Genomic DNA, 24224 nt, shown 5'->3' on the forward strand with positions numbered 1-24224 from the left:
GCCCTCGTGTGAAATCTCCTGAAAAAAGCTTGAACAAGACAAATCAGGTATCACTGGCGGGTAAATTCGGGGCGGCATCGGCGCGTAGACCGTCGCGTCGACTGCCGTCCTTTGAGTTTTTGATGCTGGCCGCCTCTGATGAAATGTTCTCTTCGCGAAGCTTCTTTTCGCGACGCACCAGGTAAAGAACGCCGATGAAATAACCGACCTGCAGAAGTAGGGCACAGATCAATGTCTGTATAAACGCCGTATAAAATGATCCGCTCATAAAATACGCAGACACCGCAAAAACGATCAGTACCCCTGTCATGCTGACAAAGACGCGCGGTGCGTACATATTTCCTCCTCCCGAACTTAAACTTGCTCAGTTCATCGATCTTTCGGCTCCTCTCCCAATGGAACAACCATAGGAGCCTGCAGGAGAGGATTCAAGTTTCCTATCTCAATTATGTCAGGCTATTGGTGAAACTTTCGTAAGGTTTCGCAAGTTCCGTGAAAATATAGCTCGTCATAGCGCCTGATACCCCTGTACCACAATGCTTACGCCTCGTTTTTGCCACATTTTAGCCCGGTTTTGCCGCGTTTGGAACAATTCCCTAGTTGCGTCGGGTAGAGTGGCCGGTTATGCGATCAACTTTTGTTACAAAGCTTAAGACGGCACATCTACGATTATTGCAGCGCAGCATTGTATTGCGGCGCAGCAGGGCTGGGCCTTTGGTCCTAAGTGCAAGCTACTTTGGTCCCGCTCTCAAAGAAGCACGGTCGGGTGTAGCTGGGGCGACGACGAGAGGAAGGGTTGGAAATAACCAGACACCACTGAAAACTATTCACCGGGGACAAGATTTTACATACGAAAATTAGTATTCCCAAACATAGAAGCCAACTGCCTTCAAGTTAAGCGGTGTCCTCCCAAGCCGCCCGCCCGGCGGGGGCTGCCAGTCGGAAATCCCCGCGCAAAAAATTTGACTGGCATCAAATTCCGAACACAGACTTATTATCACATTGGCACGAAATAACGCGCCGCAATGGCACCGACTATCGCAAAACCTAAATGGAGTTAACTCTATGAAGTCAGCGACACGTTCGGCAGGTTCGCCGTTTTCAAGCCCAGACCAAGCCGACTTGGCTTTCCCGACCGGTGGCTTGGCAAAACGCACCTTCGACATAACCGCAGCCGCTCTAGCCCTCATCCTTTTCAGCCCGATCTTTCTGATGATTGCGGCGCTGGTGAAGTTTTCCGACAATGGCCCGATCTTCTACGGGCATCGTCGGATAGGCCATAACGGCCGGTCATTCAGATGCCTCAAGTTCCGCACGATGGCTGTCAATGGCGACGAGGTCCTGCGAAACTATCTGAACGCCAACCCACAAGCAGCCGAAGAGTGGCGGGCCACCCGCAAACTCAAAGTCGACCCGCGCGTGACGGTTGTTGGGACAGTGCTACGCAAACTCAGCCTCGATGAACTCCCGCAGCTCATCAACATTGTTCGAGGTGAAATGAGCGTGGTCGGTCCAAGACCCGTCGTCGATGAGGAACTGAACCTCTACGACAGCTTTGCCGCTTATTACCTTCGGACCCGTCCGGGGCTTACGGGTCTCTGGCAGATCAGCGGCCGCAACGATGTCTCCTACGAAACCCGCATCGCTTTCGATACCCAATACGTCCAGAACTGGTCGCTTCTCGGCGACTTCGCAATCATTGCGAAAACGATTCCCGCCGTTTGCCTGGCACGCGGCAGCTACTGATCGTTCGCCTTCTCTTGCCACAGAAGAAATCCGAAATCCCTGTCCGCGGCCGGTTTCGGAAAAATGATGCTCCCCAAGCGTGGACGCAACCGCGCGATTTGAGGAAAAGTCAAATGCAGATACGAACCGCCTCCGCATGGAGGATTTTATGCTTTCTGGTTGGAGCGCTTCTTGTCATATCGACGGAAAGCGCCGCAGCGGATGAAACCGGATATCAACTCGGTGTTATGGACAAGCTGCGCATTCGGGTGGCTGAATGGCAGCCTGCCGAGGGCACTGTCCGAAATTGGGACGCGATCAGCGGCGATTATACGATCGGGCCAACGGGTTCCCTCTCGCTACCCTTCATCGGCGACCTCGCAGCTGCGGGAAAGACGACCTCCGACGTGGCAAAAGCCATCGGTGAAGAGCTGCGCAGCAAGTTCGCGTTACGCAATTTGCCATCGGCCTCGGTGGAGATCGCTGAGTTCCGCCCGGTTTTCGTAACCGGTGATGTCGATAGGCCCGGCGAATATCCCTATGGCCCCAACCTGACGGTTCTGAAGGCCGTCAGCCTCGCCGGCGGGCTCCGCCGGTCCGATGCGGGACAACGTTTCGCCCGCGATTTCATCAATGCTCGCGGCGACGCGGTTGTCTATGATTCCGGTCGGAGCCGACTTTTTGCCCGTCGCGCCCGCCTGCTTGCGGAAGTCGCCGGCGCCGATGAACTGAAGGTCCCGCCGGAGCTTCAGAATGTCGCAAATGCCGACCAGCTTATCGCTAGCGAGGCGGCGCTCATGAAATCCCGGCGGGATCGTTATGAAACTCAATTGAAAGCATTGGCCGATCTCAGGGAACTGCTCGAAAAGGAAGTCCAATCGCTAGCCCAGAAGTCCGAGACACAAAAGCGTCGGCTGCAGCTTGTCGCCGAGGACCGCGACAAGATGGCCAGGCTGACCGAACAAGGCCTTGCCACTTCCAGCCGGCGCCTGACGGCCGAGGAGCGGGCAGCCGATCTCGAATCGAACATGCTGGATACGGATACGGCAGCACTTCGCGCCAAGCAGGACATCAATCAGGCCAATCAGGACGAAATCAATCTGCGTAATGACTGGGAGGCGCAACGCGCCAAGGAACTGCAGGATACCGAAGCCGAGCTCGAAAAACTCGGGCTGCAGCTCGGCACCAGCCGCGAATTGATGTCGGAAGCGCTGGCCCAATCCGCTGAAGCGCTGAAATTCGATCCCACCGGCAAGGCTGCCACCATCAAATATGTCGTGGTGCGGGACCAAGGAGAAGGGCCGAAGGAAGTCATGGTGAGCGAGAACGACAGGCTCTTGCCCGGCGATGTCATCAAGGTCAGTTCCGAGCTTTTGATGCAATGAGGCGTGCATGAGGATTGCCAAATCTGCGCTGATCGATCCGGCCCGCAATGAAGTCTACGGCGTGGCTGCGATCGCGCTTTCTTTCTTCGTGTTCGCCTATTCGAGCCGGTTGGGGCAGGTTTCCATCCTGGCCTATTATGCCGTTTGGTTTCCGCTCGTTCTGATCGATTATCGCCGCGTCCTCGGCAACTCCTTCCGATACCTGTGGGTATTCTCCTTCGCGCTGTTCTGTTTCCTGTCGGTGTTCTGGTCGGCGGCTCCTCCGGTATCGATGCGTGCATCCGTACAGTATCTGACGCACATCATCTGCGCATTGATCGCAATGCGGACGATGACCGTCGCCACTCTGTCGCGCGGCGCCGTCGCTGGATGCGGGCTGGTATTGCTGTATTCGCTTCTGTTCGGCACCTATCTCTACGATTCGCTTGATGGCACTTACAGCTTCGTCGGCGCCTTTTCCTCCAAGAATCAGCTCGGCCTTTATGCTTCGCTCGGCGTTTTCTTTTCCTATGCAACGGTGTTGATCTTCCGGGCGCGCGGTCTCTGGTTCATCGCCTCCGGCCTGATCGGCCTGCTTTCGGTCTATTCGCTCGCGGCGTCACAATCGGCAACATCCGTCATTACGACGCTTGGTGCCGTGGCTCTCTGTGTCGGTATGCAGGTCATCATGTTCTTTACGCCACAGAACCGGCGGGTATTCTTCGCCGCGTCCCTGATCATAATGGCAGTCGTCGGAGTTGGGGCACTGCAATTCGGCGCGATGGATGTGATCCTCTCCGTCTTCGGCAAGGATTCGACCCTGACCGGCAGAACCTATCTCTGGCAACAAGGCATTGCCGCAGCTCGCGATAACCCCTATTTCGGAATCGGCTATCAGGCCTATTGGGTGCCGGGGTTTTCCGAAGCGGAACGATTGTGGCAGGATTTCTACATCGCCTCGCGAAGCGGCTTCCATTTCCACAACACCTATATCGAAGCCATGGTGGAAACCGGATTGGGCGGCACGCTTCTGCTTGCCCTCATTCTACTGACAACCGTCGTTAGTCACCTGAGACGACTGTTTACCATCGACAGGAACCCCGGATCGCTTCTCCTCTTCGGCATAGCCAGCCTGCTGCTGGTCCGTTCCTTTGTCGAGATCGACATCATGCATCCTTATCATATCGGCTCGTTCCTCCTCTATTTTGCCGTCGGGAAGCTGACGATCGTGCAGGCCCGCCTCTCCCGATCCTATTTCGATCAATATGTTTCCAGTCTGAACAGCGCCCATACGGGCTGAACGCTTATCGGGGGCGCGGACCGCCTAAACCCCGCGCTGAAGGATACCCAGGATGCAGACGCTCTACTCAATTCAGTACCTGAGGGCATTCGCAGCGATCGCCGTCGTGATCTTTCATGCCGGCGAGCGCACCGGCTTGCATTTCACGATCGGCGCGGCCGGCGTCGATGTCTTCTTCGTGGTCAGCGGTTTCATCATGGTGGCTCTCAGCGACAGCCGGCCAGTCAGCCCCGCCGATTTCTTCCGTAGCCGCCTTCAGCGCATCGCACCGGCCTATTGGGCCGCGACTGCGGTCATGATCATCGGTGCGGTTATCGGGCTTTTCCCGAACCTGAAACTCAACCTCGAGCATATGCTCGGATCGTTCTTCTTCATCCCGGTAACGTCTCCAAGTTCGGGAAACCTATGGCCGGTACTGGTGCAGGGGTGGACGCTGAACTACGAGATCTTCTTCTATGCGGTATTCGCGCTGATCTTGTTTCTGAAACCCGCCTCACGGCTCCCGGCCCTGGCCGTCCTGTTCGGCCTGCTTGTCGCCGCCGGAGCCTTGCTGCAGCCGGCGAGCCCGATCATCGGCTTCTATACGGCACCGGTCATCCTCGAATTCGTCGCCGGAGCGGCGCTCGCAAAATTGTGGCGCGGCGGATATTTACCATCCCCCTTGATCGGCCTTTTTCTCGTAGGCGCGTCGATAGCAGGCTTTACTGCGATCCATCTGCTGAAGCTTGAATTCGATGCCTGGTCATGTGGACCGCTGGCGGTGATGCTCGTGTCAGGAGCGCTGGCCGTTGAAGCCAGCGGTAAGCTGCCGAAGCTTCCCGCACTCACCTATCTCGGCGACAGCTCCTATTCCATCTATCTCTGGCATACTTTCGCCGTTTCCGTCGTGGCACAGGTTGGCGTCTCGTTATCGCTCGCGGCTCCGGCAATCCTTTTTGCAGCCGTCGTACTCGGTACACTCGTGGGCGTCGCCGGCTACGAGTGCCTGGAAAGGCCCGTTCAATTCCTTCTCAAGGGGAAAAGGTCCTCTCTCTGGCGTCTTCCGATCCGTCGGCCGGCCAGATGAACTGAGCTTCGAAATACTCAGGCCGCAGCTTGTGGCAAGCCTAGACTTTTTATCTCATACCGAATTGAGACCAATCCGTTTCTTCGTGGACCCCACAGACCCTTGAGCTCATCGTGGCAGGGGATAAAGGAGCTGCCCGTCCTCTTCGCCTCGCGGAAATGCGCCTTCACGGTTGCGTTTTTCCGATTGTTGATAACCAAGCGGGCTGATGCCGATATAGCGCTTGAACATGCGGGAGAAATAATAGGCATCGGAATATCCCGAAAGCTCTGCCGCGCGCTTGACGCTGCAACCGCCAGCCATCAGCCCCATGGCTCTCTCCATCCGTTTGAATTCCTGGAATTTGTCCGGGGTCCATCCAACGCGCTTGCGGAACTCGCGCTTGAAATAGTCGAGATTATAAGGCGCCGAATTCAGAGCGCGTTCCACGATTTGATCGTTGAGCGGATCGGCGGCAATCTGACTTGCCGCTACCATGATGGAAAATGAAAGCGCGTCGGGATTGTTGACGTTACCGACCGATTGCTCTCGCCATCCGATATGTGCCTGCTCGATGAATTCGATCAGAAGGAACATGAAAAGATGATGCTGCAGGAGTGTGGTGGAATAGGGCGGCGAATTGTCGTGGTAGTAGCGCGTCAGCGGCTCGATCATATCCCAGCGGGCGAGAGCAACGGACCGCTTGAGATGCATCTGGGAGATCATGTCCAGCCGACCGAAGAGGTCGAGCATGAAGTGTTGGGCAATTCCCGTATAAGGCTCCTTCGAGGTCGAATAGCCGATGAAGTGCGTGTCCGCCGGCAACAGCATCGCCCGACCCGGCGACATGAGGATTGCCTCTCCGTCCACCTCGTAATGCGCCGAGCCCGTCAGGCAGATGATGAGATCATGGACACTGTTCGACTTGTCGACGCTCCAGGTGTGGGAGTGCTGCATCCTTATGGTTGAACGCGTGAGTGTCAGGGCAAGTGCACCCATCGGAATCCCGGCGAGCACGCTACCTTCAATTTTGTCCATCTTTTTCCCCGAATTTGTCGATTTGATCTCTCCGACAAGATGAGATTATCAGTGCGGGAACCAAGACCTCAACACGTTTGAAGGCCGGATTGGGAGGAAATGGCGTTAGATTTTTCAGGAGCCCGCAGTCGTTGCGGGCGCCGCGGGATTTCTGTGCCAAAAATACGATGCACAATAAGGGAAGTATCTCTTCGTTTAATATTGCCCTCGGCAGGGGCGCGCGCAACGGGCCGGCGAAACTCATGGGCGACCTTGCCCAGGGCAGAACGTTCGCCCTGCTCATCCGGATTTCTGCCCCCTGCCAGATCATCGATAGATCCCAGCACCGGGAGGCCGAAGCGCTGGCAAAGTCGAGGACAGCGGCATGAGCGGAGAAAGCCGGTTCCTGGGTCTTTTTTATCTATCGCCCTACGTCATCGGGCTGCTGATCTTCACGGCCCTTCCATTCGTGGCATCGTTCTACCTGAGCTTCACCAATTATAACCTGATGAACGAGCCGATCTTCACCGGCTTGGCGAACTACATCAAACTCTTCACCAACGATCGGACCTTCCGCAAATCGCTCTGGGTGACGCTCGTCTACGTCTTCACGACCGTGCCGCTGAAGCTCGCCTTCGCGCTCTTCATGGCGGTCATCCTGAATTACAAGCTGAAATTCATCAACGTCTTCCGCACGGCCTATTACGTGCCGTCCATCCTCGGCGGCTCGATCGCGATCGCCGTCTTGTGGCGTTATATCTTTGCGGATGTCGGCCTCGTCAACATGGGCCTGAACCTGATTGGCTTCGAATCCGTCAACTGGTTTGGCGATCCGACCAATGCGCTGTTCACGATCACTCTGCTGAGGCTCTGGCAGTTTGGTTCGGCGATGGTGATCTTCCTGGCCGCACTTCAGAGCATCGACAGGACGCTTTATGAGGCTGCCGCGATCGACGGCGCCGGCCGTTGGACAAGCTTCGTCTATATCACTCTGCCGCTCATCACACCGGTCATCTTCTTCAACCTGATCATGCAGATGGTCCAGGCCTTCCAGGAGTTCAACGGCCCCTACATCATCACGCAAGGCGGCCCGCTGAAATCCACCTATCTCCTGCCGCTCTATATCTATGATGAGGCCTTCAAGCGTTTCGACATGGGGTATGCCTCGGCAATCGCCTGGGTCCTCTTCGTCATCATCATGCTGCTCACTCTCGCGGCCTTCTGGTCCTCGCGCCACTGGGTCTACTACGCCGGCGACAAGAGGAGCTGATCATGACCGAACACGTGCTTTCCAATACCGCGCCCACGGTCGGCGACATTGACACCGTGAACGCACGCGAAATGCGCAGCCATCGGCTCAGCGTGGCATTTCGTTATGCGCTGCTGGCCGGAGTGGGCCTGCTGATGCTCTATCCGCTGATCTGGCTGATCGGCGCATCCTTCAAGACCAATTCTGAGATCTTTGCCAATCCCGGGTTCTGGCCCAAGAATCCGACACTTGACGGCTATATCAAGGGCTGGAAGACGTCGACGCCCTATTCCTTCGGCACGTTCTTTTTGAACACGCTCTGGATCGTCGTCCCCAAAGTGATCGGCACGGCCATCTCATGCACGGCAGTCGCCTACGGTTTTGCTCGCTTTGAATTTCCGTTCAAGAAGCTGCTCTTCGCCTCGCTGATCGCGACATTGCTCTTGCCAAACGTGGTCACCCGCATTCCGCAATACCTGCTCTTCCGCGACCTCGGATGGCTCGATAGCTTTCTGCCGCTGTGGGTACCCTCGGCTTTTGCAGGAGACGCCTTTTTCGTCTTCATGCTTGTGCAGTTCCTGCGCGCCATTCCTCGCGACATGGAAGAAGCCGCCCGCGTCGATGGCGCCACCACGTGGCAGGCGCTGATCTTTATCGTCGTGCCGCTGCTCATGCCGGCGCTGATCTCCGTCTGCCTCTTCCAGTTCATGTGGACGATGAACGACTTCCTGGGGCCACTGATCTACATCTCGTCGGTGGACAAATATCCGGTTTCGCTGGCGCTGAAACTCTCGATCGACACCACGGAAGCGTTCGAATGGAATCGCGTGCTCGCCATGTCCGTCCTGACGCTGACGCCGGCGCTCGCCGTCTTCTTCCTCGCGCAGAAATATTTCATCGACGGCATCTCGTCCGGCGGCATCAAAGGATAATCGACATGGCACGTCTGCAACTGAGAAACCTCGAAAAGGACTATGGCTCGTTCCGCGCGGTGCATGGCATCAACCTCGATGTCGAGGATGGTGAGTTCATGGTGCTGGTAGGCCCGTCCGGCTGCGCCAAATCGACAACGCTGCGCATGATCGCCGGCCTCGAACGGATTACCGGCGGCGAGATCCGCATCGGTGGTGAGCTTGTTAACGACAAAACCCCGGGCGACCGCGGCATTTCCATGGTCTTCCAGAACTATGCTCTCTACCCTCATATGAAGGTGCGCAAGAATCTCTCCTTCAGCATGCGGCTGAAGCGCCGCCCGGCTACCGAGATCGCGGAGGCGACGCAGCACGTCTCAGGCCTTCTGGAGATCGACCCGCTCCTCGACCGGCTTCCGAAGCAACTTTCCGGCGGTCAGGCCCAGCGGGTCGCTGTCGGCCGGGCACTCATCAAGAAGCCGCAGGTCTTCCTGTTCGACGAGCCGCTCTCGAATCTCGACGCAAAGCTGCGCGCCTCGATGCGTGTGCGCATCACCGACCTCCATAAGCGCCTGAAGGCCGAGGGACAGCAGGCGACCGTCATCTACGTGACCCACGACCAGACGGAAGCCATGACCATGGGCGACCGCATCTGTGTGATGAAGGACGGGCACATCATGCAGGTTGCCGACCCGGTGACGCTCTACAATCGACCTGCCAATACCTTTGTCGCAGGTTTCATCGGCAGCCCGGAAATGAACTTCCTGGACGGAGAGCTTGAGGGAGAAAGCAGCTTCCGGACAGCGGATCAGGCGATTGAGCTCGGTGGAGATTTCGCCTCCCGCCTGCCGGGAAATTCGCACCGCGCGGTAACGCTCGGCATCCGGCCTCAGCATCTGCGCCTTGCCGCCGCTGAAACGCCGGCAACACTCAAAGGCAAGCTCAATCACATCGAGTTCATGGGCCATGAAGTCTACCTCTATGTCGACATCGGCCCGAAGCGACTGATCGCCGTCGTGCCGTCTGCGGCCTACGACCGCAGCGCATTGCGCGACGATTGGGTCTGGCTGAGCCCGGACCCAAGGGGAGTGCATCTGTTCGACCGCCAGACCGGGGAGAATATCAGCCTGGCGGTCTGAAATTTCACCGTTCCAACTTGGGAGGAGCCAAAATGAGAACCATGATCATCACGGCGGCACTGTTTGCCGCTACCAGCCTTTCGACAGCATTTGCCGCGGATCTGCGCATGTCCTGGTGGGGTAGCGACGACCGTCATCTTGCAACGCAGGAAGCCCTGAAGATTTGCGGCGGCAAGTTCGGCCACACGATCGCGCCCGAGTTCACCGGGTGGACAGGGCATCAGGAGAAGGTCGCCACCCAGCTTGCCGGCGGCACCGAAGCCGATATCCTGCAGATCAACTGGCCGTGGCTGCCGCTCTTTACCAAGAACGGCACCGGCTTTGCCGATCTCTATCAGTACAAGGACATCATCGACCTCAGCCAGTGGACCAAGGCCGACCTCGACAGCGGCGCCGTCAAGGGCAAGCTGAACGGCATTCCGGTCTCCACCACCGGGCGCGTCTTCATGTTCAACAAGACGACCTACGACAAGGCCGGCGTCCCGATCCCCAAGACCTGGGATGAACTGATCGCTGCCGCACCGAGGATGAAGGAAAAGCTCGGCAAAGACTACTATCCCTTCGAAGGCGCCGCCCTCGACGCCCGGCTGATGGTCATCCTGCGCACCACGCAAAAGACCGGCAAGGACCTGATCGACCCAGCGACGAACCAGGTCGCCTGGACGGAAGAGGAGCTCACGGAAGGTCTCGAATTCTACCAGACCCTGGTCGACAAAGGCGTCATCGAATCCTGGAAACAGGTTGCCGCCGCCGGCAATACGCCGCTGCATGAAAACCAGAAATGGGCGAAGGGCCAGATCGCCGGCACCTATCAGTGGGACAGCACCTACGGGAAGATTTCAACCCCCATGGAAAAGGGGCAGGAACTCGTCCCGGTCAAGCTCCTGACGATCGACGGAGCCAAGACGGACGGTGTGTATCGCAAGCCTTCCATGCTGTTTGCGATCTCCAAGAACAGCAAGGATCCGAAGGCGGCAGCGCAGATCGTCAATTGCCTGCTCAACGACCCGGAAGCGGCGAAGGTGATGGGCGCCACTCGCGGCATTCCCTCCAGCAAGGCAGCCCTCGATATCCTGACCAAGGAAGGCAAGATCAAGCCTGTGCAGTTGGAGGCTTACAAGCAGGTGATGGAACCGACGAGCCCCGGCGTTTCGCCGCTCAACGAGCATCCGCGGGTCACCGAAGTCTTCGACAGCAATTTCGAAGCCTTCGCTTACGGGCAACAGTCCGCCGAGGACGCCGCGGCCGAAATCATCGCCGGCATCAATGAAGCGCTGACGGGGATATGAGGACGTGACGGCCACCATCGAACTTCTGACGACCGGATCACGCAGTGCGACCTTCAGCGTCGATGCCGAAAGGTATTTCTTTGAACGTGACGCTACGTTCGCCTGGGAAGTGCGGGATGCTGATGGTGGCCTTGTAGCCGAGGAGACGACACGCCGTGTCGTCTCCTCGGTCAATGGGCTAGAGCCGGGCAGCCTTTATTCTCTCCAGATAGGCGATGCCCGTCTTGAGTTCACAACGCGAAACGAAACCGCTTTAATTGACATCCGCGATTTCGGCGCGTCGACCGGATCATCGGACAATGCCGAAGCGATTCAGAGCGCCATTGCCGCTCTTCCGATCGGAGGAACGCTCAAGATACCTCAAGGCCGCTGGTTAAGCGGTCCGGTCTTCCTCAAGAGCAGCATGACACTGCTGATTGAAGAGGGAGCGGAATTGGCGGCGACCTCCGAAAGGGAAAGCTTTCCAATCCTACCCGCGCGCCATCCCGATGGCCGTGTACTCGGCACCTGGGAGGGCGTGGCGGAAGCCTGTTATGCAGGCCTCATCAACGCAATCGACTGCCGGAACCTTTCGATCACCGGCGCCGGTATCATCGATGGCGGTGGCGATCGCGGAGACTGGTGGTCCTGGCCCAAGGAGACGCGCCAGGGCGCCCGCCGGGCACGGACCATCTTCCTCTCCGGATGTGAGGACGTGACACTTTCCGGCCTTACCATCCGCAACTCGCCCTCGTGGACGATTCACCCGGTCCTCTGCAGGCGAGTGCTGGCTGTCGGCCTGAAAATCTACAATTATCCGGATTCGCCGAATACGGACGGTTTCAACCCCGAAAGCTGTGCTGACGTCCGTCTCGTCGGGCTGCACATCTCGGTTGGAGACGACTGCATAGCCATAAAGGCCGGCAAACGCAGCCCGCGCGGCGGGCCGGACCGGCCCACGGAACGCGTAAGTATCTCCAACTGCTTCATGGAACGCGGCCATGGCGCCGTCGTCATCGGCAGCGAGATGAGCGCCGGTGTCCGGGACATCAGCATCCGGAATTGCCACTTCAGGGGCACGGACCGCGGCTTGCGCATCAAGACCCGGAGAGGGCGCGGCGGCATGGTTTCGGACATCAGGATAGCGGACAGCCTTATGGAGGAGGTCGCGACACCGGTAGCCGTCAACTCCTTCTATTTCTGCGATGCCGATGGCCGGTCGGACTACGTTCAGTCCCGAGCACCGCTACCGGTATCCATCGAGACGCCGAATATCAGATCAATTTCGATCGAAAATGTTACCGTCTCCGGCGCCCGCACGGCGGCAGCCGTCTTTTACGGCCTGCCGGAAGCGGCAATCCGCGACATCACCTTTGAGAATTATTCGGTTTCCTTCGCGCCCGAGGCGGAGGCAGAGGTGCCGGAGATGGCCTGCCGTCTCCCGCCTCTCCGCCACGCCGGAATCATTGCTGAAAACGCCACGTTCAGCCGCATTGTCCGGCTCTCCCCTCCTTCCATTCATCCAGCACAAGACTGAAATCCGATGCTTCAAGACTACTTCGAAACCTATGTCCGCAACTACAAATATTATAAGGGCGGCGCGTGGTGCTACGAAGACGGGTGCCTCTATCGCGGCCTGATTACGCTCTATGAAGCGACGGGCGACGACCGCTGGCTCGACCACCTTATCCGGCTGGTCGGCGGTCAGATCGACGCCTCAGGTCGGCTGGCCGGTTATGAGATCGAGGAATTCAACATCGACAATATCCTGGCCGGCCGCGCCCTCGTCTTCCTTTACCGGCAAACCGACGAGACTGCCTGGCTTGATGCCGCCACTGCACTCGCACGGCAACTTGAAACGCATCCGCGCACCGAAAGCGACGTCTATTGGCATAAGCTTCGCTACCCCCACCAGATCTGGCTGGACGGCCTCTACATGGCTCTGCCGTTCAAGGTGGAATATGCCCGCGCTACCTCCCGGCCCGACATGGTAGATGAGACGCTTCGGCAATTCCTGACCGCGCTCGACCTGACTTACGACCAGGCGACCGGCCTTTACCGGCATGGCTACGACGAATCTCGGCAGCAATCCTGGGCGGATGCGGAAAGCGGCCTCTCGCCTGCCCACTGGGGAAGATCGATCGGTTGGCTCGCCATGGCCTTCGTCGACATTATCGAGAGCCTGCCGTTCGGCCCAGCTCGACAGGAACTTGCCGATCGCGCGTCGGCGCTCGCATCCCGATTGTTGACTCTTCGAACGCCGGACCACCGCTGGCTGCAGGTCATCGACCGCCCCGACCAGGCCCGGAATTACCCGGAAAGTTCGGCGACGGCGATGTTTTCCTATTTCCTCCAGAAGCTTGCGCGCCTCACCGAATCGGCCTATGCGTACGCCGGCCGGACTGCTCTCCAATCGCTCGTCGAACACGAACTGCGGCCGGCTCCGGATGGCATGATCAAGCTTCACAATGTCTGTTGCGTAGCGGGTCTTGGCGGTTTTAACGGCCGGTACCGGGACGGCACGGTGGAATATTATCTTTCGGAGGAAATCCGCCCGGATGACATCAAGGGCGTCGGGCCCCTGATGATGGCCTATGCCGAAACAAAGCGAGATACCCAATCCAAACACACCATCGGGAAGGAAGATGGGGGTAAGGGTAAGGGTAAGGTTGAGCTCAGCACAACCGCGGAACGCTGAGCGATCTGGCCGCCTTCTGGTCAGGCGGCCAAGGCATGACGATGCCTGGTACGAGAGATCCGTTCAGCGAGTAGGGGAACAGGCGCGATGCAGGCAACCGATCCCCCGCCCTGGCTTACGAAGCCGCGATCCTGCCGTTACCTGATGGAGCAAACGCAATGCCGCCGACCATGACTGCGGGCATGCCGGCCTCCAGGCAGGCGGCGATGAATGCCTCGCGGGCGACCTCGGTCGGAAGCATCCTGTTCAAAGCTGCCCGGCACCTTCGCACGGCGCGCTGATAGCGCTCCCCGCGTTTCAAAGGCCATTCATTTTCCAGAAAATCCAGAGCGTCATAGACGCTTCCAAAACTGCGCTCCAAGCCCGATTGCAGGCGGATCGTAACAGGCGCACGGAATGGCATATCCGGGATGTACATGATTTCCTCCTTTCGCTGTCAAACCGGATAAAGAAGCGAAATCAATCTGGTGAGTAGCATTTGGTTTTTCAAGAAGTAACGTCCGCACCAGCGTCCTGGTGCCGACCGCACTAGTGGTCCTCACTCATCCCCGCGGATCATGGTTCGGGTCCCGGTCGTTGGAGGCCCCCTTGCCCTTCCTTCTTGGCGGGTTGCGATGTGCCGTGGCATCCTCGGACCCGGTAACGACCGTTGGCTTGGCGCTATGAACGCCGCTGCTTTTCCTGTCGGCTTGCGACTTGGCGAACTGGCCTTTTGCGTCGGTTTCGGGACTGCGGGGCGATTGGCTTTCCTTCATCTCAGTCTCCCTTGGTCTTACCGGCCTCCTCCTTTGAGGAATAACCAGCATTGAGGCGGTGGGTTCCGCTAGGAAAGAAATCTCCAGGCGCGGTTCAGGCCGCGTGTGAGATGAATCTTTTTTCGATTTCGACCGCCGCCATGGGCTTGCCTACCAAATAGCCCTGGAGCTGGTCGCATCCGGAAAGCTTGAGAACTTTGGCCTGTGCTGGCGTTTCGACGCCCTCAGCCGTCACGGGAATGTTGAGCGCATTGGCAAGAGAGATGGTTGCGGCCAATATCCGCGCTCCCCGCTCGCTGTCGATTGCCGTCACCAGTGATCGATCTATCTTCATGCGGTCGAAACCGAACTCTCGCAACGCTCCGATGCTCGCATAACCGCAACCGAAATCGTCAAGGGCGAACTTGACGCCGATCGCTTTCAGGCTGGCAATCGAACGCTTGGCCTGTTCAGGATTCGACATCAGAACACCTTCGGTGATTTCAAGCGTCAGCCGATCGGGATCGAAAGATTTCGCCTTTAAAACGGCTGCGACATCTGCCGCAAAGTTCGGATTCTTGAGCTGGATCGGCGAGACATTGACGGAAACGGCGATATCGTCCCATCGCCGAACGTTGTCGATAGCCGCCGACAGTACATGCAGGCCAAGTTCATCGATCAGACCGGCGCGTTCGGCGATTGGAATGAAGACTTCCGGGCTGATCGGGCCGGCTTCGGTTGTCCACCGAGCCAAGGCTTCGACCCCCTTCAGCTCTCCAGTCTCCGCATCTACCAATGGCTGATAGGCTGGCTGAATGCTTGCAGATGCGATCGCCGAACGGAGACTATCCTCCAGTCTCGTGCGATACTCCCGCTCAAGGTCGAGGTCGCCGTGATATTCGACAGCCTGACCCCGGCCGTTTTCTTTGGCCCGATACAAGGCCATGTCGGCGCGTCGGACAAATTCGAGAGGGTCATTGATAGTTGCATCGGTGGAAACAAGACCGATGCTTACCCCGATCTCTATTGTCCTTCCACCGATAGTGAACGGGGTCGCCAATGCGCGCAGGATCGTTTCCGAAAGCTTATCGACGGCTCCCTTCGCTACGGCAATGGCGAATTCATCGCCACCGAGACGCGCGAACAATGCATCATCAGGCAGAAGCGCCTCGATCCTCGCGGCGACGAGCTTGATTAATGCGTCACCGACGGCATGTCCCCAGGCATCATTAACCTCTTTAAACCCGTCGAGATCGAGAAAATGAAGGTCCATCTCAACCTTTCGAACCAGCCGCTCGTCCAGCCTTTCCAGAAATCCTGCTCGATTTAAGAGGGAGCTCAATGGATCATGAATTGCCCTCTGATGGGCCTGTTGCGCCGATCGCTTGAAGTTGCGGGCAGAAAGGGCACCGGTCACGACAATGGCAACGAAGAAGCCGGTCAGAAGCAACGCGGCCGCAAGCAAATAGCCCCGTACTTCCTGATAGATCTTTGAACCTGGATCCCGGCTTGGCCATTCGAGATAGGAAATGGCTCTGCCGTCGATGCCCGGAAGCGGCGTGCTCAAACGGTCGGCATTGGGAAAACTAACAAGTCTCAAGTCGCCAAGGTCAGATGTTTGGTCCAGTTGTGCAACTGCCTCAGGTGTCAGCATCTTGGCGAGGAAGAGCGTGCTGAACTTCGGAGGGATATCGGCAGTCGCCGTATAAGGCTGAATAGCACCGGCTCCGACAAGCATGGTGCCGTCAGGTGTTGCCACGAAACCTGCAACCGTATTCTGGCCCGCCTTGTTCGCTTTTTTGGAAAACTCAAAAAGCGTTGCGCCGAAATAGCGGATCGGATCGAATTCCTGCCCTTTCTTGTAGGAGATCAAGACCTCCCGCTCTGCCGTTAGCACGATGGCAATGTCATAGAGCGGGTAGTCTTCCGTCGTCGTGCCCCAGTTCTCGATAGCCCAATCCTTTGCATCCTCCGACGCGATCGCGCTATAGGCATCGTCCCAGACAGCATTGTCCCTGACCGTTGCGCTGAGATTGTTCTGAAAGGCCCGCACAGCGGCGCCAGCGGCATTGAGTGCGCGGGCATCATCGATCGCCGTTGCCGCTCCCGTCATGTCTTTGACCGCCAAAGCCACCAACACCGCCAGGATGGTACCAACGACGATGAAGAACGCTGTCACAGCGGCTATAACAAGAAGGGTGGAATGGGAGGATCGGGCGCGTAGGCTTTTCTGCATTTATAGGACCGGCATCTGTATAAACAGCAGGTTATTCCTGCAAGCCGAAACATTAGGATTTGATAATCAAGGAACAATTAATCCGATGGTTATCGACGCACGTTTTGAGCGGCCGCATTACGGGCGCGCCCCTGTTTCTTAGAGAAATACCGGAAACATGGTAATCAAATTCGAATTTGGAACTGATACCTTTTAAGGAACGACACACCTAAACCTTCAGCCGGCGTGTCAGAACCAAGTTCGCCTTTCACTGACGCATTTTGTTACGGCGAATGATCGCATCCACACTGTTGGATACATAGCTCTTCGCCTCCTCGCGCGTCCAGGGAGGTTGCTCTGCAAGGCATAGTCTCATCCTGGACTTCTAAACAATCCCACCGCTGCCGGCGGCTGACGCCGGGCGTTCTGCCGCGACCTTCTTGCGATAACCGCTGATGCGATAGGTTGCGATGGGGTCCACCGCACCGCCGGCGCGGCGGCGGGCTTCCGCGAGGATTGGTTCCACATCTGTGCGATAAGCGCGCTTCAAGGTTTCCGAAGCCATCAGCGCATCGTTGTCCTGCTGATAGCCGTCGAGTGCCGCACGATCGACGAGCAAGGCCTGGGCATAAGCACGGCGGATTTCGTTGGCGCTGGAAATCAGGCTTTCGATCGGGTCGGTCACGTTATGCGACTGGTCGATCATATGGGCCGGATGGAAGCCCTTCACGTCACGATTGTCCGCATCAACCAGTTCGTTGAAGACGAGGAACAGCCGGTAGGGCTCGATGGCACCGGCGTCGAGGTCGTCGTCGCCATATTTGGAATCGTTGAAGTGGAAGCCACCGAGCTTGCCGAACTGTATGAGGCGTGCGACGATCATCTCGATATTGGTATTCGGCGCATGGTGGCCGAGATCGACAAGGCAAAAGGCCTTGGGTCCGAGCGTGCTGGCGATCAGGTAATTCGTGCCCCAATCCTGCACCACCGTCGAATAAAACGCCGGCTCGTACATCTTGTGCTCGGTAAACAACCGCCAGTCGTCCGGCAATGCCTTGTAGATCTCGCCCATAGAGGCGAGATATCGTTCGAAGGTTCGGGTAAAATGGCTCTGGCCCGGAAAATTCGAGCCGTCGCCGATCCACACGGTCAGCGCCTTCGAACCGATCGCCTTCCCGATCTCGATGCATTCGAGATTGTGTTCGATCGCCTGGCTGCGCGTCGCCGCATCCGTATGGCTGAGCGAGCCGTATTTGTAGGAATGTTTCTGCCCCGGCGCGTCGGAAAAGGTGTTGGAGTTCATCGCATCGAAGCTTAAGCCCAGTACATCTCCCTTGGCCTTCAGTTCCTTTGCATCCGCCTTGTCCCAGGGAACGTGCAGAGAGACTGTCGGCGTTGCCTGGGACAACTGATGAATGACCGCGCAATCGTCGAGCTTGTCGAAGATGCCGCGCGGCTCACCCTGACCCGGGAAACGGGCAAAACGGGTGCCGCCCGTGCCGACGCCCCAGGAGGGCACCGCGACGAAGAAATCCGCGACTTGTCTCGTAACCGCGTCGATATCGATTCCGCGGCGAGACAGATTTTCGCCAAGCGCAGCGTAATCGGATTTGAGTGCTGCTGCGCGCTTGTCGTTTTCCGCAGCAATCAGGTCCGCAGCAATCTTCAGCTCTGTCATGGCGTCTCCTCCCCAAGGCGTAATTAGAGGGTCCACCCGCCGCCGGCCTTGGGAGAGCCGGAAGCGGGCGGACAAGCTGTCAGCGCGTAAAGCTCTGGGCGTTGCCCGCATCCACGTTGATGATATTGCCGGTCGACTTGGAAGATGCGTCGGATGCAAGGAAGTAGATCGCCTCGGCAATGTCTTCCGGAAAGACGTTCAGCTTCAGCATCGAGCGCTTGCGGTAATGTTCCTCCAGATCGCTCACCTCGATCTTTGAAGATGCCGCGCGCTGCTCGCGCCACTCGCCGCTCCAGATCTTCGAACCGCGCAGCACCGCATCCGGATTGACGGTATTGACGCGGATGCCGGCTTCAGCACCTTCCAGCGCCAGGCAGCGGGCAAGATGGATTTCGGCAGCCTTGGCGGTGCAATAGGCCGATGCGTTCGGCGAAGAGGCAAGCCCGTTCTTGGAGGCCACGAAGACGACATTGCCGCCAAGCTTCTGACGCCGGAACAGCCGAAACGCCTCACGCGAGACAAGGAAATAACCGGTCGTCAGGATATCGATATTCTTGTTCCACATGGCGAGCGTAGTTTCTTCGACCGGAGCCGAAGAGGCAATGCCGGCATTGGAGACGAGGATATCGACGCCGCCGAATTCGACGCAGGCTTCCGCGAAAGCGGCGAGGACCGCATCTTCCTTGGTGACGTCCAGAATGACGCCTCGGACCCCATCCTTGCCGAAAGACTCTTCGAAATCAGCCCTCGTCTCCTCAAGCGCGCCGCCGTCGATATCGGCAAGCACCACGCAGGCCCCCTCGCCCATCAGCCGCGCAGCCGTCGCCCGCCCGATGCCACCGGCGCCTCCGGTGACGAAAGCCACCTGGCCGGCGAGGCTTTTCGGCTTCGGCATACGCCGCAGCTTCGCCTCTTCGAGAAGCCAGTATTCGATGTCGAAAGCCTCCTGCTCCGGCAGGCCCTGGTATTCGGAAACGGTGGAGGCGCCGCGCATCACGTTGATGGCGTTGACATAGAACTCCCCGGCGATGCGGGCGGTCGCCTTGTCGCGCGCAAAGGACAGCATGCCAACGCCCGGCACCAGGAAGATGACGGGATTGGGATCGCGCATTTTCGGCGAGTCGTCGTGCTTGCAGGTCTCGTAGTAGCGGGTGTAGTCGGCGCGGTACTCCTCCAGCGCCTCATCGAGCGCGGCGATGACCGCATCGACATCCGGCTTTCCCGGGTCGAAATGGAGGATCAGCGGCCGGATCTTCGTGCGCAGGAAATGGTCCGGGCAGGACGTGCCGAGAGCACCCAAGGGCTTCAGGTTCTTCGAGTTGACGAATTCCAGCACCGCATCCTGGTCATCGAAGTGGCCGAGCTTGCGCTCTACCTTGCCAATACGGCCGCGGATTTCCGGCATAAGCCTGGCAGCGATCGCCCGGCGCTCCGCTGCCGGCAGGCTATTTGCCGCGGCACCACCGAAGGTCGTCTTGCCCTCGGTCGCTCCTGCGAACCAGTCGATCGCCTTGTTGATGATCTGAAGCGTCAGTTCGTAGCAGGCCTTCGCGTCGTTTGCCCAGGTGAACAGGCCGTGGCTCTCCAGTACGACGCCCCTGGCATTCGGATTGGCCTTCACGAATGCTTCAAGGTCGAGCCCGAGCTGGAAGCCCGGCCGCCGCCACGGCAGCCAACCGATCTCGTCGCCAAAAATCTGCTTCGTCAGTTCCTTCGAATTCTTCGAAGCGGCAATCGCGATGATGGCGTCCGGATGCATGTGGTCGACATGCGTATAGGGCACGAAACCATGCAGCGGCGTGTCGATGGAAGCCGCACGCGGATTGAGGTTGAAGGTGCAATGCGGCAGGAAACCGACCATGCGGTCTTCGTCCTCTACCCCCTTGTAGAGCCCCTTCAGCGCTTCCAGCTTGTCCATGTAAAGGGTGGCAAAACCATCGAGCTTGATCGTGCCCACATCGCCGCCGGAACCCTTCACCCACATGACGCGGACCTTTTCGCCGGACAGCGGGTCCGTCTCCATCACCTTGGCAGAAGTATTGCCGCCGCCGTAATTGGTAATGCGCTTGTCGGCGCCGAGGAGGTTGGAGCGGTAGAGCAGCTTGCCCAGCTCATCGAGCTTGGCGGCGTAAGAATCGTCCCAGCGGTTTTCGAGAAGGCGGGTTTGGCCCGACATCGCTTTCCTCCCAACGTGTTTCGGGTCACGGCGGCCGGGCGCCGCCGTCTCCCATACGGTGGATATCGCGCATTGCCCCGCCATGTGTCAATCAAAAACGATCATAAGATTTCATTGTGCAACGCAATAAAAGCGAATTTGATCGTTTATGATTGACAACGGAATATTTCCGGCAATAGTTGACGCTTAGGAGGAACACCATGCACGAACGTGAACGCCATCGCATCATTCTGAGCGCTATCCAGGAAAAGCCTGTCATTACGGTACAGGACATCGCAGAGCTGACCGAAGCCTCCGAAGCAACGATCCGGCGCGACATCGCGGCACTGCACGTCCAGGGCAAGCTCCGACGCGTGCGCGGCGGCGCGGAAGCGGTGCATCCGCCGCAGATCGGCCAGCTTGCCGCCCGTTCGTTTCGGGTTTCCGAATCCGTCAATATCGACAAGAAACGCGCAATTGCGCGCCGCGCGGTCGAGCTCTGCGAAGAAGGCGACTCCGTCATCATCAATGGCGGCACCACCACGTTCCAGATGGTGCATTTCATGTCGGCGCGCCGCCTGCAGGTCATGACCAATTCGTTTGCGATCGCCGAACATCTGGTCAAGCATTCGAAAAGCACGGTGACGGTGCCGGGCGGCGCGATCTATCGCGAGCAGAGCCTCATCCTGTCGCCTTTCGAAAACGATGCGATCCGCAATTTCTATGCCCGGCGGATGTTCATCGGCGCACAGGGCGTCGGCCCGCTCGGTGTCATGGAAGCCGACGCTTTGGTGATTCAGAGCGAGCAGAAGCTGATGCAGCAGGCTGAAGAACTGATCGTGATGGTGGATGCTTCAAAATTCCACCGCCGTTCCAGCCTCATTCTCTGTCCGCTTGAGCGGGTGACGACGGTCATTACCGATGACGGCATTTCCGAGGATGCCGCACGGATGATCGAGGACGCGGGCGTCAAACTGATCATTGCCGGAGCCGCGGCAGCGGAGACTGTCAAGGAGGATTCCCCGTCGGCCGCCTGAGGGGCGACGGGAGGGAAATGAACCTGTTCAACTGGGAGGATTGAAAATGAGACTAGCCAAGAAACTTGCGCTCGGCGTGGCACTTGCCTTCGCCGCCATGACGACGGCCGCAAGTGCCGCCGACATGAAGATCGCGCTTGTCGTCAAATCGCTCGGCAACGGCTTCTTCGAAGCCGCCAACAAGGGCGCGCAGGAAGCTGCGAAGGAACTCGGCGGCGTCGAGGTCATCTATACCGGCCCTACGACGACCACGGCCGAAGGCCAGATCGAAGTGATCAATTCGCTGATCGCGCAAGGCGTCGATGCGATCGCCATCTCCGCCAACGATCCGGATGCCGTCGTTCCGGCGCTGAAGAAGGCCGCTCAGCGCGGCATCAAGGTCATTTCCTGGGATTCCGGTGTGGCACCTGAAGGTCGCATCATGCACCTGAATCCGTCCTCCAACGAGCTGATCGGCAGGATGTGCCTGACGCTCGCCAAGAACCATCTGGAAGGCGGCAAGGGCGATTTCGCGATCCTGTCTGCCACCACCACCTCGACGAACCAGAACACCTGGATCGCCGAAATGAAGAAGCAGCTCAAGGATTTCCCCGGTCTCAACCTCGCCACTACCGTTTACGGGGACGACCTGGCCGACAAGTCCTATCGCGAAGCGCAAGGCTTGCTCACCTCGCAGCCGAACGTAAAGGTCATCGTCGCACCGACCACAGTCGGGGTGCTGGCTGCATCGCAGGCCGTCAAGGATGCCGGCAAGATCGGCCATGTCTATGTGACCGGTCTCGGCCTACCGTCTGAAATGGCCGGTGCCATCAAGTCGGGTGCGACGAAGGAATTCGCCATCTGGAACCCGATCGACCTCGGCTATTCTGCAACCCAGATCGCCTATCACATCGTCAAGGGCGACACGGACGGCAAGCCGGGCTCCGAGATCAAGGCAGGCCGCATGGGCGCGATCAAGATCGGCGACAATGGCGAGGCGGCGATGGCCGACCCGTTCGTCTACAATGCCTCCAATATCGACGAGTTCTCGAAGATTTTTTGATCGAATTGAGACTCTGCCCTCACCCTTACCCTCTCCCCGCTTGCGGGGAGAGGGTGCCACCGGGCGGATGAAGGGCTTTTGGTGAAACGATAATGAGCGCTGTCGCATCCATGACCGACCAGAGCCCCCTACAGGCATCGGCGCCCGAAGCCGCGCCGATCCTGGAAATGCGCGGCATCAGCCAGATATTTCCGGGCGTGAAGGCGCTCGACGGCGTCCGCATCAAACTCTATCCCGGCCAGGTGACGGCACTGATCGGCGAAAACGGCGCCGGCAAATCGACGCTGGTCAAGATCCTTACCGGTATCTACCGCCCCAACGAGGGCGAGATCCTGATCGATGGCCGGCCGATAGTCTTTCACAGTGCACAGGCTGCGATCGATGCAGGCGTCACCGCCATCCATCAGGAAACCGTGCTGTTCGACGAATTGAGCGTCGGAGAGAACATCTTTCTCGGCCATGCGCCGCGCACCCGTTTCGGCACGATCGACTGGCGGCAGATCAACGAGCGCTCAAAAACGCTCATGCGGCAGCTCGAAAGCGAGATCGACCCGACGATCCGGTTGCGCGACCTCTCAATCGCCCAGCGCCACCTCGTTGCGATCGCCCGGGCGCTCTCCGTCGAAGCGCGCATCGTCATCATGGACGAACCGACTGCCGCCCTTTCCCGCAAGGAAATCGACGACCTGTTCCAAATCGTTGAAGGCCTGAAGCGACAGGGCAAGGCAATCCTCTTCATCAGCCACAAGTTCGACGAGGTCTATGAGATCGCCGAGAACTTCGTCGTCTTCCGCGACGGTCGCGCCGTCGGCCAGGGCAAGCTGAAAACGACGTCGCAGGACGAGATCGTCCGCCTGATGGTCGGCCGCGACGTCAAGGACGTCTTTCCGAAGGTCAATGTCGAGATCGGCGGACCGGTCCTCTCAGTCCAGGATTATTGCCATCCGACGGAATTCCGCGACATTTCCTTCGAACTCCGGCGAGGCGAAATTCTCGGATTCTACGGCCTGATCGGCGCCGGCCGCTCGGAGTTCTGCCAGTCGCTGTTCGGCATCACCCGACCTTCATCCGGCCGCCTCACTCTGGAAGGTCAGCCGATCGATATCCACTCATCGAGCGATGCGATCCGCGCCGGCATCGTCTACGTGCCGGAAGAACGCGGCCGCCATGGCCTGGCACTGCCCATGCCGATCTTCCAGAACATGTCGCTACCGTCTCTGAAGAAGACCTCGCGCTCCGGTTTCCTGAAGGCGGCCAACGAATTGGCACTCGCCCGCAAATATGCCGAGAGGCTGGATCTGCGCGCCGCCGCCCTTTCTGTGCCGGTCGGCACACTGTCCGGCGGCAACCAGCAGAAAGTGGTGATCGGCAAATGGCTGGCGACCCAGCCGAAGGTGATCATTCTCGACGAGCCGACCAAAGGTATCGACATCGGCTCCAAGGCAGCCGTTCACGGCTTCATCAGCGAACTGGCCGCGCAGGGCCTGTCGATCATCATGGTCTCCTCCGAACTTCCGGAAATCCTTGGCATGTCCGATCGGGTAATGGTGATGCGCGAAGGCCTCTCCGCCGGCATTTTCGAACGTGATCATCTCAGCGCCGAAGTGCTCGTGCGTGCAGCAACCGGCAATCAGTGAGGAAAGACAG

The 24224-nt window shown here is 58.4% G+C and carries 20 protein-coding genes; 13 read left to right on the forward strand and 7 right to left on the reverse strand.

The genetic code is table 11. The features are described from left to right. Positions 1-43: 43 nt before the first annotated feature. Positions 44-337, reverse strand: coding sequence for an exopolysaccharide production repressor protein (locus tag J2046_RS04915; RefSeq protein WP_210049981.1), 294 nt, complete (start codon positions 335-337; stop codon positions 44-46). Positions 338-1065: 728 nt separating this feature from the next. Here J2046_RS04915 and J2046_RS04920 point away from each other — a divergent pair. The 4 genes from J2046_RS04920 (at position 1066) to J2046_RS04935 (ending at position 5455) form a co-directional block, all read left to right on the forward strand. Further along, positions 1066-1746, forward strand: a complete 681-nt coding sequence (locus J2046_RS04920; RefSeq protein ID WP_210049982.1) for a sugar transferase — start codon at positions 1066-1068, stop codon at positions 1744-1746. A gap of 113 nt (positions 1747-1859) precedes the next feature. After that, positions 1860-3110, forward strand: coding sequence for a polysaccharide biosynthesis/export family protein (locus tag J2046_RS04925; RefSeq protein WP_210049983.1), 1251 nt, complete (start codon positions 1860-1862; stop codon positions 3108-3110). 7 nt (positions 3111-3117) lie between these two features. After that, positions 3118-4389 carry an O-antigen ligase family protein gene (locus J2046_RS04930; RefSeq protein WP_210049984.1) on the forward strand — a complete coding sequence of 424 codons (1272 nt, stop codon included), beginning with the start codon at positions 3118-3120 and terminating at the stop codon, positions 4387-4389. Between the two features lie 52 nt (positions 4390-4441). After that, positions 4442-5455, forward strand: a complete 1014-nt coding sequence (locus J2046_RS04935; RefSeq protein WP_210049985.1) for an acyltransferase family protein — start codon at positions 4442-4444, stop codon at positions 5453-5455. A gap of 108 nt (positions 5456-5563) precedes the next feature. Here J2046_RS04935 and J2046_RS04940 read toward each other — a convergent pair whose 3' ends face one another. After that, a complete protein-coding gene (locus tag J2046_RS04940; RefSeq protein WP_210049986.1) occupies positions 5564-6472 on the reverse strand; it encodes a helix-turn-helix domain-containing protein in 909 nt (302 codons plus the stop codon). A gap of 364 nt (positions 6473-6836) precedes the next feature. On the opposite strand from J2046_RS04940, the gene J2046_RS04945 reads away from it, so the two are divergent. From J2046_RS04945 to J2046_RS04970, 6 genes are read left to right on the forward strand one after another with little or no spacing between them, the layout of a single operon-like run. Next, a complete protein-coding gene (locus J2046_RS04945; RefSeq protein WP_210049987.1) occupies positions 6837-7721 on the forward strand; it encodes a carbohydrate ABC transporter permease in 885 nt (294 codons plus the stop codon). A gap of 2 nt (positions 7722-7723) precedes the next feature. Continuing rightward, positions 7724-8632, forward strand: a complete 909-nt coding sequence (locus J2046_RS04950; protein WP_210049988.1) for a carbohydrate ABC transporter permease — start codon at positions 7724-7726, stop codon at positions 8630-8632. A 5-nt stretch (positions 8633-8637) separates the two neighbouring features. Continuing rightward, positions 8638-9750, forward strand: coding sequence for an ABC transporter ATP-binding protein (locus J2046_RS04955; RefSeq protein ID WP_210049990.1), 1113 nt, complete (start codon positions 8638-8640; stop codon positions 9748-9750). A 32-nt stretch (positions 9751-9782) separates the two neighbouring features. Then, entirely contained in the window at positions 9783-11039 is a 1257-nt protein-coding gene (locus J2046_RS04960) for an ABC transporter substrate-binding protein (RefSeq protein WP_210049992.1), read from the forward strand. A gap of 4 nt (positions 11040-11043) precedes the next feature. After that, entirely contained in the window at positions 11044-12555 is a 1512-nt protein-coding gene (gene pglA / locus J2046_RS04965) for a polygalacturonase PglA (protein ID WP_210049994.1), read from the forward strand. Positions 12556-12561: 6 nt separating this feature from the next. Next, on the forward strand, positions 12562-13716 hold the full coding sequence (locus J2046_RS04970) for a glycoside hydrolase family 88/105 protein (RefSeq protein WP_210049996.1): 1155 nt from the start codon (positions 12562-12564) through the stop codon (positions 13714-13716). Positions 13717-13831: 115 nt separating this feature from the next. Here J2046_RS04970 and J2046_RS04975 read toward each other — a convergent pair whose 3' ends face one another. The 5 genes from J2046_RS04975 to J2046_RS04995 form a co-directional block, all read right to left on the reverse strand. After that, complete coding sequence (locus J2046_RS04975) at positions 13832-14134, reverse strand: DUF982 domain-containing protein (protein WP_210049998.1); 303 nt, start codon at positions 14132-14134, stop codon at positions 13832-13834. Between the two features lie 124 nt (positions 14135-14258). Then, a complete protein-coding gene (locus tag J2046_RS04980; RefSeq protein ID WP_210049999.1) occupies positions 14259-14471 on the reverse strand; it encodes a hypothetical protein in 213 nt (70 codons plus the stop codon). 94 nt (positions 14472-14565) lie between these two features. Further along, positions 14566-16686 (reverse strand): bifunctional diguanylate cyclase/phosphodiesterase, encoded by a 2121-nt coding sequence (locus J2046_RS04985; protein WP_210050000.1) that lies wholly within the window; start codon positions 16684-16686, stop codon positions 14566-14568. 364 nt (positions 16687-17050) lie between these two features. Next, positions 17051-18343 (reverse strand): L-rhamnose catabolism isomerase, encoded by a 1293-nt coding sequence (gene rhaI, locus J2046_RS04990; protein ID WP_210050001.1) that lies wholly within the window; start codon positions 18341-18343, stop codon positions 17051-17053. Between the two features lie 79 nt (positions 18344-18422). Then, positions 18423-20519: a bifunctional rhamnulose-1-phosphate aldolase/short-chain dehydrogenase gene (locus J2046_RS04995; protein ID WP_210050002.1), complete on the reverse strand. Its 2097-nt coding sequence runs from the start codon at positions 20517-20519 to the stop codon at positions 18423-18425. Between the two features lie 200 nt (positions 20520-20719). On the opposite strand from J2046_RS04995, the gene J2046_RS05000 reads away from it, so the two are divergent. The 3 genes from J2046_RS05000 to J2046_RS05010 all read left to right on the forward strand — a co-directional run bounded on the left by J2046_RS05000 (position 20720) and on the right by J2046_RS05010 (position 24214). Continuing rightward, the gene (locus J2046_RS05000) at positions 20720-21535 is read left to right on the forward strand and encodes a DeoR/GlpR family DNA-binding transcription regulator (RefSeq protein WP_210050003.1); all 816 of its coding nucleotides are present in this window, start codon (positions 20720-20722) and stop codon (positions 21533-21535) included. Positions 21536-21581: 46 nt separating this feature from the next. Beyond that, entirely contained in the window at positions 21582-22577 is a 996-nt protein-coding gene (gene rhaS / locus J2046_RS05005; RefSeq protein WP_210050004.1) for a rhamnose ABC transporter substrate-binding protein, read from the forward strand. Between the two features lie 110 nt (positions 22578-22687). Then, positions 22688-24214 carry a sugar ABC transporter ATP-binding protein gene (locus J2046_RS05010; protein ID WP_210050309.1) on the forward strand — a complete coding sequence of 509 codons (1527 nt, stop codon included), beginning with the start codon at positions 22688-22690 and terminating at the stop codon, positions 24212-24214. Positions 24215-24224: the final 10 nt, after the last annotated feature.

The sequence above is a fragment of the Neorhizobium petrolearium genome (genome assembly GCF_017873175.1).
In the GTDB taxonomy this organism is placed as follows: Bacteria; Pseudomonadota; Alphaproteobacteria; order Rhizobiales; family Rhizobiaceae; genus Neorhizobium; species Neorhizobium petrolearium.

Coding starts and splice junctions, on each gene's coding strand:
- J2046_RS04915 (WP_210049981.1), bottom strand. CDS start 337: ATGTACGCACCGCGCGTCTTTGTCAGCATGACAGGGGTACTGATCGTT.
- J2046_RS04920 (WP_210049982.1), top strand. CDS start 1,066: ATGAAGTCAGCGACACGTTCGGCAGGTTCGCCGTTTTCAAGCCCAGAC.
- J2046_RS04925 (WP_210049983.1), top strand. CDS start 1,860: ATGCAGATACGAACCGCCTCCGCATGGAGGATTTTATGCTTTCTGGTT.
- J2046_RS04930 (WP_210049984.1), top strand. CDS start 3,118: ATGAGGATTGCCAAATCTGCGCTGATCGATCCGGCCCGCAATGAAGTC.
- J2046_RS04935 (WP_210049985.1), top strand. CDS start 4,442: ATGCAGACGCTCTACTCAATTCAGTACCTGAGGGCATTCGCAGCGATC.
- J2046_RS04940 (WP_210049986.1), bottom strand. CDS start 6,472: ATGGACAAAATTGAAGGTAGCGTGCTCGCCGGGATTCCGATGGGTGCA.
- J2046_RS04945 (WP_210049987.1), top strand. CDS start 6,837: ATGAGCGGAGAAAGCCGGTTCCTGGGTCTTTTTTATCTATCGCCCTAC.
- J2046_RS04950 (WP_210049988.1), top strand. CDS start 7,724: ATGACCGAACACGTGCTTTCCAATACCGCGCCCACGGTCGGCGACATT.
- J2046_RS04955 (WP_210049990.1), top strand. CDS start 8,638: ATGGCACGTCTGCAACTGAGAAACCTCGAAAAGGACTATGGCTCGTTC.
- J2046_RS04960 (WP_210049992.1), top strand. CDS start 9,783: ATGAGAACCATGATCATCACGGCGGCACTGTTTGCCGCTACCAGCCTT.
- J2046_RS04970 (WP_210049996.1), top strand. CDS start 12,562: ATGCTTCAAGACTACTTCGAAACCTATGTCCGCAACTACAAATATTAT.
- J2046_RS04975 (WP_210049998.1), bottom strand. CDS start 14,134: ATGTACATCCCGGATATGCCATTCCGTGCGCCTGTTACGATCCGCCTG.
- J2046_RS04980 (WP_210049999.1), bottom strand. CDS start 14,471: ATGAAGGAAAGCCAATCGCCCCGCAGTCCCGAAACCGACGCAAAAGGC.
- J2046_RS04985 (WP_210050000.1), bottom strand. CDS start 16,686: ATGCAGAAAAGCCTACGCGCCCGATCCTCCCATTCCACCCTTCTTGTT.
- rhaI (WP_210050001.1), bottom strand. CDS start 18,343: ATGACAGAGCTGAAGATTGCTGCGGACCTGATTGCTGCGGAAAACGAC.
- J2046_RS04995 (WP_210050002.1), bottom strand. CDS start 20,519: ATGTCGGGCCAAACCCGCCTTCTCGAAAACCGCTGGGACGATTCTTAC.
- J2046_RS05000 (WP_210050003.1), top strand. CDS start 20,720: ATGCACGAACGTGAACGCCATCGCATCATTCTGAGCGCTATCCAGGAA.
- rhaS (WP_210050004.1), top strand. CDS start 21,582: ATGAGACTAGCCAAGAAACTTGCGCTCGGCGTGGCACTTGCCTTCGCC.
- J2046_RS05010 (WP_210050309.1), top strand. CDS start 22,688: ATGACCGACCAGAGCCCCCTACAGGCATCGGCGCCCGAAGCCGCGCCG.